General features: G+C 33.7%; 13 protein-coding genes. 8 read left to right on the top strand and 5 right to left on the bottom strand.

The genetic code is table 11. The features are described 5' to 3' along the window. Positions 1–48: 48 nt before the first annotated feature. The 4 genes from ACW9UN_RS05135 to ACW9UN_RS05120 all read right to left on the bottom strand — a co-directional run bounded on the left by ACW9UN_RS05135 (position 49) and on the right by ACW9UN_RS05120 (position 4,142). Complete coding sequence (locus ACW9UN_RS05135) at positions 49–1,275, bottom strand: ammonium transporter (protein WP_459484503.1); 1,227 nt, start codon at positions 1,273–1,275, stop codon at positions 49–51. A gap of 6 nt (positions 1,276–1,281) precedes the next feature. Then, positions 1,282–1,632 carry a P-II family nitrogen regulator gene (locus tag ACW9UN_RS05130; protein ID WP_459484502.1) on the bottom strand — a complete coding sequence of 117 codons (351 nt, stop codon included), beginning with the start codon at positions 1,630–1,632 and terminating at the stop codon, positions 1,282–1,284. A gap of 144 nt (positions 1,633–1,776) precedes the next feature. Beyond that, a complete protein-coding gene (locus ACW9UN_RS05125) occupies positions 1,777–3,084 on the bottom strand; it encodes an ammonium transporter (RefSeq protein WP_459484501.1) in 1,308 nt (435 codons plus the stop codon). 44 nt (positions 3,085–3,128) lie between these two features. Next, entirely contained in the window at positions 3,129–4,142 is a 1,014-nt protein-coding gene (locus tag ACW9UN_RS05120; protein WP_459484498.1) for an outer membrane beta-barrel protein, read from the bottom strand. A gap of 273 nt (positions 4,143–4,415) precedes the next feature. Between ACW9UN_RS05120 and ACW9UN_RS05115 the strand changes: the two genes are divergently transcribed. Beyond that, entirely contained in the window at positions 4,416–5,198 is a 783-nt protein-coding gene (locus ACW9UN_RS05115) for a tRNA pseudouridine synthase A (RefSeq protein WP_459484497.1), read from the top strand. Between the two features lie 427 nt (positions 5,199–5,625). Here ACW9UN_RS05115 and ACW9UN_RS05110 read toward each other — a convergent pair whose 3' ends face one another. After that, complete coding sequence (locus ACW9UN_RS05110; RefSeq protein ID WP_459484495.1) at positions 5,626–6,768, bottom strand: acyl-CoA dehydrogenase; 1,143 nt, start codon at positions 6,766–6,768, stop codon at positions 5,626–5,628. Between the two features lie 88 nt (positions 6,769–6,856). Here ACW9UN_RS05110 and ACW9UN_RS05105 point away from each other — a divergent pair, with 88 nt between their 5' ends. From ACW9UN_RS05105 to ACW9UN_RS05075, 7 genes are all read left to right on the top strand, one after another. Then, positions 6,857–7,912 carry an anhydro-N-acetylmuramic acid kinase gene (locus tag ACW9UN_RS05105; RefSeq protein ID WP_459484493.1) on the top strand — a complete coding sequence of 352 codons (1,056 nt, stop codon included), beginning with the start codon at positions 6,857–6,859 and terminating at the stop codon, positions 7,910–7,912. Between the two features lie 173 nt (positions 7,913–8,085). Then, positions 8,086–9,312 carry a Glu/Leu/Phe/Val dehydrogenase dimerization domain-containing protein gene (locus ACW9UN_RS05100; protein WP_459484491.1) on the top strand — a complete coding sequence of 409 codons (1,227 nt, stop codon included), beginning with the start codon at positions 8,086–8,088 and terminating at the stop codon, positions 9,310–9,312. A 25-nt stretch (positions 9,313–9,337) separates the two neighbouring features. Beyond that, the gene (nhaD, locus tag ACW9UN_RS05095; RefSeq protein ID WP_459484489.1) at positions 9,338–10,753 is read left to right on the top strand and encodes a sodium:proton antiporter NhaD; all 1,416 of its coding nucleotides are present in this window, start codon (positions 9,338–9,340) and stop codon (positions 10,751–10,753) included. 148 nt (positions 10,754–10,901) lie between these two features. Continuing rightward, positions 10,902–11,591, top strand: a complete 690-nt coding sequence (locus tag ACW9UN_RS05090; protein WP_459484487.1) for a MotA/TolQ/ExbB proton channel family protein — start codon at positions 10,902–10,904, stop codon at positions 11,589–11,591. Between the two features lie 97 nt (positions 11,592–11,688). Beyond that, a complete protein-coding gene (locus ACW9UN_RS05085) occupies positions 11,689–12,081 on the top strand; it encodes an ExbD/TolR family protein (RefSeq protein ID WP_459484485.1) in 393 nt (130 codons plus the stop codon). Between the two features lie 86 nt (positions 12,082–12,167). Then, positions 12,168–13,007, top strand: coding sequence for an energy transducer TonB family protein (locus tag ACW9UN_RS05080; protein ID WP_459484483.1), 840 nt, complete (start codon positions 12,168–12,170; stop codon positions 13,005–13,007). A gap of 105 nt (positions 13,008–13,112) precedes the next feature. Next, positions 13,113–14,321 (top strand): bifunctional folylpolyglutamate synthase/dihydrofolate synthase, encoded by a 1,209-nt coding sequence (locus ACW9UN_RS05075; RefSeq protein ID WP_459484482.1) that lies wholly within the window; start codon positions 13,113–13,115, stop codon positions 14,319–14,321. Positions 14,322–14,643 lie beyond the last annotated feature (322 nt).

Genomic DNA, 14,643 nt, shown 5'->3' with positions numbered 1-14,643 from the left:
CTTTAAAATTTAAACTTTAAAGGTGTTTTTAGTTGTAATAGTAAACAATTAGTGTTCGTTTAATCTAAAATCAGGGTAAGCATCCATACCATGTTCGTGGGTGTCTAAACCTTCTAACTCTTCTTTTTCACTTACTCGAATTCCTATAGTTTTTTTAAGGGTGAATATGATTAAAAATGAGGTAACTAAACAAAAAGCAGCATAGCAAGCTACGCCCGTTAATTGAACTAAAAAGGTGTGCTCTGGATTGGTAGAAAATATACCAACAGCTAAAGTGCCCCATATACCACAGATTAGGTGTACAGCTATTGCACCTACAGGGTCATCTAATTTAATGGTGTCTACAAAGGCTACTGCAAATACAATTAATGCACCTGCAATTCCACCAATAATGATTGCGCTTTCTGGGGTCATAACATCTGCGCCAGCTGTAATACCTACTAATCCTCCTAAAATTCCATTTAAAAACATGGTTAAATCTAGGTTTTTGTATTTTAAGAAAGAAACTAAAGCAGCAACTACGCCTCCTGCAGCAGCAGCTAAACAGGTGGTTACTAAGGTTAAAGAGGTTAATTCTGGGTCGGCAGAAAGTACAGATCCTCCATTAAAACCAAACCAACCTAACCATAAAATTAAAACTCCTGCAGTAGCTAAGGGAATACTGTGGCCTGGAATTGCTTGAGGCTTTCCGTCTTTAAACTTGCCAATTCTAGAACCTAATAAGTATACAGCTACTAATGCTGCCCAGCCACCAACAGAATGCACTAATGTTGAACCGGCAAAATCATAAAAACCTAGTTCATCTAAAAATCCACCACCCCATTTCCAAGATCCAGCTATTGGGTATACAAAACCTACATACACAATAGTAAAAATCATAAAGGCTCCTATTTTCATTCGTTCAGCTACAGCTCCTGATACGATAGTTGCAGCAGTAGCAGCAAACATACCCTGAAATAAAAAGTCTGTCCACCAAGTGTAGCCACCATCTGCATATTCTGGGGTCATGCCATTTTCTGGCGGAGTAATTCCAAAACCAGCAAATTTAAAAAAGTCAGCAGAGCCGTCTTCGAAACCTGGGTACATGAGGTTAAAGCCTAAAATGTAATATAACAGAAGACCAACTGTAATGATAAAAATATTTTTAAAAAGTATGTTGATTGTATTTTTTTGTCTGGTTAAACCAATTTCTAAAAAAGCAAAACCAGTGTGCATAAAAAATACAAGTGCTGTACAGATCATCATCCATACGTTGTTTATTGTAAGTAATTCCATGTTGTCTTATTTTGATATTTTTTTTAAAGTTTCACCTCCTTTTTCACCAGTTCTTATTCTGTAAGCTTCTGTGATGTCTGATACAAAGATTTTGCCATCTCCAACATCTCCTGTTGCTGCAGATTTTAACAAAGCATCTATGGTAATTTGTTCAAAATCATCATTTACTACGATAGACAGGTATCTTCTTTGAATATCGCTTGTGCTATAGCTTACTCCTCTGTAAACATGGGCTTCTTTTTCGTTACCAAGTCCGGTAACATCCCAGTAAGAGAAGAAGTTTACATCTACTTCATGCAGTGCATCTTTTACAGCTCTAAATTTAGATTTTCGAATAATCGCTTCAATTTTCTTCATTGTAAAATTAAATTTGTTGTTAATAGTTGATGTTTTTCTTTTAAAGCTTGCGAAATTACTAAAAAATATTAGCTACAAAAAAAATCACGCAACTATGTTGCGTGATTTTTTTTACAATCAATTTTTATATATTCGATTTAAGATTTATTTATCTTCATCAAATTCTCTTACTCTTTTTCCTGGATAAGCAATTGACCCATGTTCTGAAATATCTAAACCTTCTATCTCAACTTCTTTAGTTACACGTAATCCCATTGTAGCTTTTAATATCGCTAAAATGATAAAAGATAAACCTACAGCCCAAACAGCATAAGCTAAAACACCAATTGCTTGAGCGCCTAATTGAGCAGCGCCACCACCATTAAATAAACCAATAGCAGTATCACCATCTACACCCCAAAGACCAATTACTAAAGTACCCCATGCACCAGCTACACCATGTACAGAAGCAGCACCAATAGCATCGTCAATTTTTAATTTCTTTTCGATGAATTCAATTGAGAATACTACAATAATACCTCCAATTAACCCTGCTAATACAGCACCACCAGCAGTCATGTTACCACAACCAGCAGTAATACTTACTAAACCAGCTAAACATCCATTTAAAGTTTGTCCTAAGTTAGGTTTCCCATACCAAATCCAAGTAGTAACTAATGCACCTAAACCACCTGCTGCTGCTGCTAGGTTTGTAATTAAAACTACAGTAGAAGCTCCAGTAGCATCATCACCACCCCAAGCTAATTGAGATCCACCATTAAAACCAAACCATCCAAACCATAAGATAAATACCCCTAAGGTTGCTAATATTTGGTTGTGACCAGGTATTGGTAGTACTTTACCATCTACGTATTTTCCGATTCTAGGACCTACCATAAAAGCAGCAACTAAAGCGGCCCATCCACCAACAGAGTGTACGATGGAAGAACCTGCAAAATCGATAAATTCGGCTGGCATAATACCATCAGTATCATTTAACCATCCACCATTCCATTCCCAACCTCCAGAGATTGGATAGATGATAGCTGTCATAATTAAAGAAAATATAATATAGGTTGTATATTTTGTTCTACCAGCTATAGCTCCAGATACAATTGTTGCAGTGGTTGCAGCAAACATTGTTTGGAAAAATAGATCAGCTCCTTCTCCTTGAAATAATCCACTCCAAAAGAACCATCCGTTAGAAGTATCTCCATACATTAAAGAATATCCAACTAACCAGAAAGTGATAGAACCTACACAGATGTCTAGCAAGTTTTTCATTGCTATATTTACAGCGTTTTTAGATCTTGTCATACCAGATTCTACTAATGTAAATCCTGCTTGCATTAAGAAAACTAAGATACCTGCAATTAGCATCCAAAGCATTCCCATATCTCCATTCACTTGCTCTAAAACTTTAGAAGCTTCAGAAGCAGGAGCGTCTTGAAATAATGTTAAAAATAAACTCATATTATATTAATTTTAGTTAGTAATAGTTTTTGCTTTTCTTTTTCTTAGAAAGAGTAAACTGCTGCTAAAAGGAAAGTACTTAAAGACTTGTCTCCTACGAAAGCAGCTTCAGAAGCAGAGTCTAATCTTAATTCTGGAATAATTGTTAAAGAACCAATAGTGTAGTTACCTGTTAAGGTTGTTGCAAATACGCTAGATTCAGCTACGCCAGTTCCAATTGCACCAAACTCACCATCAGTTTCTTGGAAAAGTTCCGCTCTTAAACCAATTTTAAAAGAATCTGAAGTAGTAATTTGTGGATATAATGCAGCGCCATAGAATCCAGGAGCGTCATCTCCAGAGAAATAAGCGGCATTAACACCTAAAAAGAAAGTATCTGATAAATCAAATCCTCCAGTAAAATCTAATTCATAAGCTCCTTGGTCGTACAAGAAGTTGATGTACTGTCCAGAAAAACCAAATTGTGCACCAAAAGCATAGCTACCATTTGGGTTAAACTCGGTAGCGTCAGTCGGGTTCATAATAGCTAACATTAACGAAGTATCTTCTCCTAAAGCAAAATCTGCTTTTAAACCTGTATGGCTAAATGGACCATAAGAAAATAAGTAAGAAGTACTGTAGTTAAAGTTTGCAGTTGGAGAGATAACCTCATATCCTAAAAATGTGTTAAAGTTACCAATAGTTAACGTAACGCTTTCACTAACATTCCAATAAGCATAAAGTTGATTTACAATTGTAGAGTTTCCACTTACTAATTGACCGTCAATCTCTTGTTGAGAACCAAATACTGCATCTGCCCCTCTTGGACCATATACCATATCTGCTACAAAACCTACTTTTTCTCCTTCATAACCAGCAATCAAGTTAATCATACCTAATGAAAAACCTGGGTTGTTTGCAAATGAACTACCTGGAGCAGTGTCAAAAGTACCACCACTAATGTTACCTCTAAAGTAAGTATCTACACTACCACTTAAGGTAAATGATTTTTTTTCTTCTTCTTGAGCATTTACTAACAAGCTGCTTGCTAATAATAAAGTAAAAATAACTTTTTTCATAATAATGTTCGTTTTAGTTTTTATTGATTTTTATTATTTGAACGCTCCAAATGTAGATATTTAATTTTTACTAACAAGGGGGTGTATTTTTAAAAACGATGTATTTTTAGGGTATACCCTCAAAAAAAAGGGGGTTAATTTGAGATAAATATATTTTTTGTTTGATTGAGGGTAAAAAATATTGGGTTCATAAAAAACAAGCTTGTAAATTTGAGATATTCATAAAAATGCACTTTTTATGAAAAAAAATGCAATTATTGTACATTTGTGCTTATGAAATATTCAGATTCTTACTTAATCTGCTTACAATTTCTCGGTTTTCGGTTTTCGGGTTGGCAAAAGCAAAAAAATGCAAAAACTTTGCATGATGTTGTAGATAAATCATTGTCTTTTGTATTAAAAAACAATAATTACAAAACCATTGGTGTGGGTAGAACAGATGCAAAAGTATCTGCAAATGTGTATTATGTACAATTGTTTACAGATGATATTTTAGAAGTAGATACATTTTTACAGCTTTTAAATGTTAACTTTCCTGCAGATTTTAGGGCAATTTCTATGCAAAAAGTACCTATAAGCTTTAATATTATTAATGCGGATAAAATAAAAGAGTATCATTATTACTTTTCTTTTGGGGATAAGAATCACCCTTTTGCGGCTTCTTTGGTGGTTAATGTAGATGAAATCTTAAATATAAATTTGATGCAAAAAGGGGCAAAGCTTTTTGAGGGCGAGCATTATTTTCATAAGTATTGTACCAAACCTTCTACCAATACAATTTTTAAAAGAACCATAGATAGTTGTAAAATTGTAGAGAACGATGTTTTAATGGCAAACTTTTTTCCTGAAAAGTCTTATATATTAAAAGTAAAAGGGAAAGGTTTCTTAAGATATCAAATAAGATTGATGATGGCAACATTGTTTGAGTTGGGAAAAGGCAATATAGACCTAGCATTTATAGAAGCTTCTTTACAAGAAGATAACGATCGAAAATTTTTAAGAAATATTGCGCCTGCTTCTGGTTTGCAATTGTATAATATTGACTTTAAAGTATAAGATAATTGTTGATGAGTTATAATGAGATTCCTCTATTTTAGTTAAAACGTCACTAATATGAGTTTTGATCGATCTTTATAAATTGATTTATCATGATTTTACATCTCAGGCTGGATAAATAGTTACTTACCATCTAGAAAAGAAATTCCGTTGGCAAGTATTTGCGTGAGCGATAGGAACGACATCCTTTTTTTTGTGTTTGTAAATAAGGAATTAGTTGGCAATAAATAGAATGATTTTTTTAAAAGCAATAAGATTAGTATAGTCGCTCAAAAAAAAGATACAGTGGATAGCGCGGTTTTTGTTTTTTTTACAAAAACACGCCCAAAAAAAATCCACCTGAAAAGAAAGATGGATTTTATACTATTATATAAGGTTTTATTTTTTTGAGGATGCATTCCTAAACTACACTTTAAGAGCTGTTTTTTTATCCTTTGATAACGCCTCTAGAAATTACAATTTTCTGAATCTCTGAAGTGCCTTCGTAAATTTGTGTGATTTTTGCATCGCGCATTAAACGTTCTACATGATATTCTTTTACAAAACCATTTCCTCCATGAATTTGTACAGCTTCTACAGTTTGCTCCATTGCCACTTTAGATGCATATAATTTTGCCATGGCAGATGCCATATCGTAATTTTTACCTTGATCTTTGGTCCAAGCAGCTTTCATTACCAGCATTCTAGCCGCTTCAATTTCGGTGTACATGTCTGCTAATTTAAATGCAATGGCTTGATGGTTGCAAATTTCTGTACCAAAAGCTTTACGTTCTTTAGAGTATTTTAAAGCCAATTCATAAGCGCCAGCAGCAATACCTAAGGCTTGTGCAGCAATACCAATTCTACCGCCAGAAAGCGTTTTCATCGCGAATTTAAAACCAAAACCATCTTCGCCAATTCTGTTTTCTTTCGGTACTTTTACATCGTTAAATTGCAACGTATGTGTGTCTGAACCACGAATACCCAATTTGTCTTCTTTTGGGCCAATATGAAAACCTTCAGTGCCTTTTTCTACAATAAAAGCGTTAATTCCTTTATGGCCTTTTTCACGATCGGTTTGTGCAATTACCAAATACACATCAGAACGTCCACCATTAGTAATCCAGTTTTTGGTTCCGTTAATGAGATAATGATCGCCTTTGTCAATTGCAGTTGTGGCTTGCGATGTTGCATCAGAACCCGCTTCTGGTTCAGACAAACAAAAAGCACCAATTTGCTTGCCAGTAGCTAATTTGGTTAAATATTTTTGTTTTTGAGCTTCGGTTCCATAAGCTTCTAAGCCGTAACATACCAATGAGTTGTTTACAGAAACCATAACAGAAGCAGATGCATCAATTTTAGACAATTCTTCCATTACCAACACATAAGAAATGGTGTCCATACCACTACCTCCGTATTTTGGATCGACCATAATCCCCATAAAACCTAAATCGCCCATTTTTTTAACCAATTCTTGAGGGAATTCTTGCTTATTGTCTCTTTCAATAACACCTGGTAATAATTCGGTTTGTGCAAAATCTCTTGCAGCATCACGTATCATTAAATGCTCTTCTGTTAAACTAAAATCCATGTATAATTTTTATTAAATTCGTAAAATATTGATGCAAATATATCGATTTCGTAACATATTATAAAAATACTTTTATTATTTTTATAATATGATTATAGACGAAATCTTTGTTATCGGGCTAATGTCGGGTACTTCTTTAGACGGAATTGATTTGGTATATGTAAAATTTGAGAATAACAACCACAAGAGTTTTAAAATTATACATTCGCAAACCATTGAATATTCTAAACAGTGGAAACAGGTGTTGCAACATGCGGTTCATAAATCGCAAGATGAATTAAAGGGTTTGGATGTGGTTTATGGTCAGTTTTTAGGACAAACTATCAATAATTTTATCTCAAATTATAAAATAGATAAAGTTGATTTTATCGCTTCTCATGGCCATACCATTTTGCATCAACCTCAAAAAAAGCTAACCTTACAAATAGGTTGTGGAAAAGAAATGGCAAAAATTACCAATACCAAAGTAGTTTGCGATTTTAGAACACAAGATGTAAAATTAGGGGGGCAAGGTGCGCCCTTGGTTCCTATTGGAGACGAGTTGTTGTTTTCTGATTACGACTATTGTTTAAATTTAGGCGGATTTTCTAATATTTCTTTCAAGCAAGGTACTCAAAGAATAGCTTTTGATATTTGTCCTGTAAATATTGTCTTAAATCATTATGTGCGCAAATTAGGTTTTCAATTTGATGATAAAGGAGAAATAGCATCTACAGGAAGGCTAAATCAACATCTTTTAGATCAATTAAATAAATTGGAATTTTATCAAAAAGAACCTCCAAAATCTTTAGGTTTAGAATGGGTACAAGCGCATATTTTTCCCTTAATTGATGCACTAGAAAACAATATTCCATCCATTTTAAGAACTTTTACAGAACATATTGCTTTTCAGATTTCTAAAATAATAGATTCAGATGCTGTTTTAATTACAGGGGGTGGGGCCTTCAATTCTTTTCTAGTATATAGAATTGAATGCCTCTCAAAAGTTAAAATAACCTTACCTAGTAAAGAATTTATAGATTTTAAAGAAGCTTTAATTTTTGCCTTTTTAGGGGTGTTAAGAGTTGGTAATCAGGTAAATTGTTTATCTAGTGTAACTGGCGCCACGCAAAATCATTCCTCTGGTGTTATTTTTTATCCTTAGGATTTTCTTAAAAAATTTGAACCCTCAACTTTTTACCCTAAATTTGTGAAGTATCAAAAGATACTAAAATTTTAAAAAAATGAATCAATTGTAACTTTTCCCCTGCTGGGGATTTTAATAGCTAATTAAAATTGTTTGAAAAGACAAAAAGTAAATTGATTTAAATTTTTAAGATGAAAAAATTATTAAAAAAATACGAAGAAAAACAACCTGAAATTGTTTTTAATTGGAAAGATAGTGAAACAGAAGCAGAAGGATGGACAGTGATTAACTCGCTAAGAGGAGGAGCTGCAGGTGGCGGAACAAGGATGAGAAAAGGCTTGGATATGAATGAAGTTTTGTCTTTAGCAAAAACAATGGAGGTAAAGTTCACGGTGTCTGGTCCAGCAATTGGAGGCGCAAAATCGGGCATTAATTTTGACCCACAAGACCCTCGTAAAAAAGGAGTTTTAGAAAGATGGTTTAAAGCAGTTTCGCCACTGTTAAAAAATTATTATGGAACAGGAGGCGATTTAAATGTAGATGAAATTCATGAAGTAATACCAATTACTGAAGAAAGTGGGGTATGGCATCCTCAGGAAGGCGTTTTTAACGGTCATTTTAAACCTACAGAGGCAGACAAAATAAATAGAATTGGTCAATTAAGACTTGGGGTGATAAAAGTCATAGAAAGTGATTTTTATTCTCCAGATATTGCGAAAAAATATACAATCGCAGACATGATTACTGGTTTTGGTGTGGCTGAAGCTGTAAAACATTATTATGATATTTATGGCGGAGATGTAAAAGGGAAACGAGCCGTTATTCAGGGGTTTGGTAATGTGGGGTCTGCTGCAGCGTTTTATTTGTCGCAAATGGGGGTTAAAGTAGTTGGAATTATAGATAGAGAGGGTGGTGTTATTCATGAAGATGGATTTTCGTTTGAAGAGATTAAAGCATTTTTTCTGAGAAAACATGGCAACACACTCATGGCAGAAAATATAATTCCTTTTGATGAAATTAATGAAAAAATTTGGAGTTTACAATGTGAGGTGTTTGCGCCCTGTGCAGCATCGAGATTGGTAACTCAAGAGCAAATAAATCAAATGATAGCATCTGGACTAGAGGTAATATCTTGTGGCGCAAATGTACCGTTTGCAGATAAAGAAATTTTCTTTGGTTCAATTATGGAAGATACAGATAAAAAAGTAAGTTTAATACCAGATTTTATTTCCAATTGCGGAATGGCAAGGGTTTTTGCCTATTTTATGGAGCAAAGAGTAGAAATGTCTGATACAGCAATTTTTGAAGATACTTCTAATGTTATAAAAAAAGCCTTGGAAAAAACATTTGCTAAAAACGGTTCTAAGTATCATATAAGTGAAACCGCTTTTGCAATAGCTTTAAAAGAATTGATATAAATATAAAACAAACAAACAACTAAAAATGGAATCAGTAATTATTATTGTATTTGTAATAGGGTATTTAGCAATCACCTTAGAACATAATTTAAAACTAGATAAATTAATCCCTGCTTTAATTATGATGGCAGTTTGCTGGGCTGCAGTAGCTTTGGGGGTAGATTCCTTTTCTAATTGGTTTGATTCTGCAAATCACGGTTTGGTAGATGGTTTTGCTTCTATGGCTCATGAAGATAAAATGCATTTGGTAGAAGAAACCCTACTACATCATTTGGGTAAAACTGCAGAAATATTGGTATTTCTACTAGGTGCAATGACTATTGTAGAAATTATTGATTATTTCGATGGTTTTTCTACCATCAAAAGTTTTGTAAAAACAAAAAACAAAAAAAGTATTCTTTGGATATTTGCCATCCTAGCCTTTATTCTATCTGCAATTATAGATAATTTAACAGCAACTATTGTATTAATTTCAATTTTACAAAAAATTGTTAAAAATAGAGATGAAAGAATTTGGTTTGCAGGTTTAATTATTATTGCTGCAAACGCAGGTGGTGCCTGGTCGCCAATTGGTGATGTAACTACTACAATGCTTTGGATAGGTAATAAAGTAACTACTCTTAAATTGGTAGAATATTTATTAATACCATCATTATTATGTATGGCAGTTCCTACCTTTATAGCTAGCTTTTTACCAGCATTTAAAGGTCAGATAGATTTTGATGAAAGTGAAGGCGGCGATCAACCCAAAAGTCCTCATAGTGCAAGAATGTTATATTTAGGACTAGGAGCAATTGTTTTTGTGCCAATCTTTAAAACGGTAACACATTTACCACCTTATGTAGGTATGATGTTGTCTTTAGCAGTGGTAGCAACATTTGCAGAAATATACAGTAATTCTAAATTCTCAATTTCAAGTGTAGAAGGCGAGCAAGCGCAAGAGCACGCTTCAGAGGCACATCATAGTCCAGTACACGCATCGTTATCTAAAATAGAGATGCCAAGTATTTTATTTTTCTTAGGAATTTTAATGGCTGTAGCGGCTTTAGAATCTTTAGGGATTTTATTTAATTTTGCATCAACCTTGCAAGAAACAGTTCCTATGATGGGTACAGAAATGCATACAGAAGGAGCAGCTGGAGTTTCAGATTTAGTAGTAATGTTATTAGGTGTAGGGTCTGCAATAATTGATAATGTGCCTTTAGTAGCCGCAAGTTTAGGTATGTTTTCTGAACCGTTAGATAATGAGTTGTGGCACTTTATAGCTTTTTCTGCAGGTACTGGAGGTAGTATGTTAATTATCGGTTCTGCAGCAGGTGTTGTGGCTATGGGAATGGAAAAAATTGATTTCTTTTGGTATTTTAAAAAAATATCGTGGTTAGCCTTAATTGGTTTTGTGGTGGGTTCAGCTACATTTATGATAACAAGAACACTCTTTTAAATTTTAAATGAATATGAACAAAATATGGAAATGTCATTTTGTAAAATACAGAATGGCATTTTTTTTGATAGTACAATATAGATTCCTTTTCACCAAAGCAATTTAAAAAAATAACAGACGTTAATATATAAACATAAAAAAGAATTGAATGATATCATTTTTTCAAGAAAATAGAAACTTGTTAGACGAGGCTATACAAGAAGAAAAAACACTTTCTATTTATAATTTAATTATAGATGGTGGTTTAGGGGGGCAAATAATCATTGCATTGCTTTTTGTGTTGTTAGCAGTGGCGCTGTATATTTATTTTGAGCGTTTTTTTGCAATAAAAGCAGCATCTAAAGTAGATAAAAACTTTATGAATCAAATAAAAGATTATGTAACTAACGGAAAGTTAGAATCTGCGAATGCGCTTTGTAAAAATACAAACACTCCAACAGCAAGATTAATTGGAAAAGGAATTTCTAGAATAGGCAAACCTCTAGATGATATCAATACAGCAATTGAAACTGCAGGAAAATTAGAAGTATATCAACTAGAAAAAAATGTATCAGTTTTAGCAACAATTGCGGGTGCTGCACCAATGATAGGTTTTTTAGGAACCGTAATTGGTATGATTGTGGCCATCCACGAAATTGCAAATGCTGGTGGTCAAATTGATATAAAAATGCTTTCTGATGGTTTATATACTGCCATGACAACTACAGTTGCAGGGTTAATTGTAGGGATTATTGCTTATATTACCTACAATCACTTAGTGGTAAGAACCAACAAAGTAGTGTATCAAATGGAAGCGAAATCAGTGGAGTTTCTGGATTTACTAAATGAGCCAGTCTAATACAAGTTCAAAATTTAAAGTATAGCGTTTAAAAGTTACAAACTATTTTTTGAGGCTCAATTTTGAATTTTAAACGTTAAACCTTGAATATCCAAATATGAATTTAAGAGGAAGAAATAAAGTAGATCCAACGTTCAATATGTCATCAATGACAGATATTGTTTTTTTACTGTTGATATTTTTTATGCTAACGTCTACCTTAGTAACAGTAAGCGCTATTGATGTGCTATTGCCAAAAGCGGGTGGTAAAACAGAAAATAGCAAATCAGTTGCAGTAACCATTACTAATAATTCTGTTTTTTATATTGATAAAACAAAAGTAAGCGCATCAAGGTTGGAAAGTGAAATTTTAAGCAGTGTTGGCACAGATAAAAAGAAAACTATTGTTATTAGAGGCGATAAAGATGTGCCTTATAAAAATGTGATGAAAGTGATTGATATTGCAAACAAAAATAAATTAAAAATGATTTTAGCAGTAAAAGGGAAATGACCTTTAGGTCAAGCTGAATTTATTTCAGCTTCTAATCCTTATAATTGCTATCCCTGCAAAAGCAGCAATCTATATTTAAGTAAATAATGCCCATATTAGATACCAAACATCAACGTAAATCTGCAGTAATAACAACCATAATATTGTTACTATTATTGTGGGTTATTTTTAATTATGGAATGACCTATTTAGATCCGCCAGAAGAATATGGTTTGGCCATTAATTTTGGTGATGCAAATGTAGGCAATGGAGAGCCTGTAAAATTCACTCAAAAAAAGGCAGTACCAGAAGTAGTTGAGAAAGAAGAGGTGGTCCAAGATGTAGTTGAACCGGTTAAAGAAACACCAAAAGAAATCATTAAAGAAGAAATCATTACAGATGATACCGCTAAAGAGGTTCCAATTGTAGAAAAAGTAAAAGAAGTAAAAAAAGAACCTATAAAAGAAGTTGTAAAAAAGGAAGTGCCTAAAGAAAAACCCAAACCAAAACCATCAAAGGCAACCACAGATGCCTTAAAGAGTCTGCTAAATGGTAATGCTGTTGATGCAGCCCCAAAAGGTGAAGGAGATGACAATCAAAAAGGGATAAAAGGAAATCAAAAAGGAGATCCTGACTCCAATAAATATTACGGAAATACAGGCAGTGGTTCTGGAGGAAATTACAATTTAGCAGGTAGAAAAGCCTTGTCAAAACCTAAAGAGCAACCAGATTGTCAAGAAGAAGGCATCGTTGTAGTTCGAATTACTGTTGATAAAAACGGAAAGGTAATCAGTGCAATTCCGGGCGTAAAAGGTTCTACAAATACAGCAGCTTGTTTATTAAAACCAGCCAAAGAAGCCGCTTTAAAAACGACTTGGAATGCCGATAAAAAAGCACCAGCTAGCCAAGTTGGTACAATCATTTATAAGTTTTCTCTCACCAAATAATGCTTATTTTTGTTTTTGAAATGTCACCTTGAGCATTACTGAAATCAAAATATATTTTGATTGAAAGTAAGAAACGAAGTTTGCGAAAGGTCTCACTACTAAATTATGACCTACAAAGAAACTTTACATTGGATGTTTGCCCAATTACCCATGTATCAAAAAGAGGGAAAAACAGCATTTAAAAAAGATTTAACCAATACATTAGCACTGGCTAAAGAACTTAATTTTCCAGAAAAGAAGTTCAAATCCATTCACGTGGGTGGTACAAATGGTAAAGGGTCAACATCACATATGTTGGCGTCTATTTTACAAGAAGCAGGGTATAAAGTAGGTTTGTACACCTCACCGCATTTAAAAAATTTTACAGAGCGTATTAGAATTAATGGTGATGAAATTTCTCAGGAAAAAGTAACTTCTTTTATTGAAGACCATCAGTGTTTTTTAGAGCAACAAAGGCTCTCTTTTTTCGAGATGACAGTGGGTTTGGCTTTTGATTATTTTGCAGACGAAAAAGTTGATATTGCTATTATCGAAGTGGGTTTAGGAGGTAGATTAGATTCAACAAATATCATTACTCCAGAAATTGCTACAATTACAAATATAGGTTTAGATCATACCCAGTTTTTAGGCGAAACCTTACCCGAAATTGCCTTTGAAAAAGCAGGAATTATCAAGCAAAATATACCAATAGTTATTGGCGAAAAACAAAAAGAAGTAGCGCATGTTTTTTTAGATAAAGCAAAAAAAATGAATGCCGATCTCTTTTTTGCTTCGGATGATAATCAAAATTATAAAACAGATTTGTTGGGCGATTATCAGCAGAAAAATGTAAAAACAGCAGTGGCTACCATTCAGAAATTAAAAGGTTTCCAAGTATCTAAAGAACATATTAAAAACGGATTGCTAAATGTGGTAAAAAACACGAACTTAAAAGGTAGATGGCAAATTTTACAAGATCAACCAAAGGTGATTTGTGATACGGCACATAATAAAGAAGGGGTGGCCATTGTTATGCGTCAATTGAAAAAAGAGCAATATAAGAAGTTGCATATTGTTTTAGGTGTGGTGTCAGATAAAAAATTAGATACAGTTTTGCCTTTATTTCCAACCTCTGCAAGCTACTATTTTTGTAAACCGGATATTCCTAGAGGTCTTTCCGAAGTTGATTTACAACTAAAGGCAGAAGATTTTCATTTATTTGGAAAAAAATATTCATCTGTAAAAAATGCGTTTCAATCTGCGTTAGGCAATGCTAATCAAGAAGATATAATTTATGTTGGCGGAAGTACTTTTGTGGTGGCAGAAATTATTTAAAAATAAATTTCATTTTTTCTTTGGTGAATTTAAAATCTGTATTATATTTGCACCCGCAACAAGCAAGGCGCGTAGCTCAGTTAGTTCAGAGCATCCCGATTACAATTGGGAGGGTCAGTGTTGAGGAGAGTGAAAATAGTTTTCCTAACCTTTGGGAAATAAAATAAAAAAGGGCGCGTAGCTCAGTTAGTTCAGGGCATCCCGATTACAATCGGGAGGGTCAGTGTTGAGGAGAGTGAAAATAATTTTCCTAACCTTTGGGAAATAAAATAAAAAAGGGCGCGTAGCTCAGTTAGTTCAGGGCATCCCGATTACAATCGGG

It is taken from the genome of Polaribacter litoreus (assembly GCF_054584775.1).
Note: the sequence above shows the minus strand (reverse complement) of the source record. Positions and strands in the feature narration are given on the sequence as shown.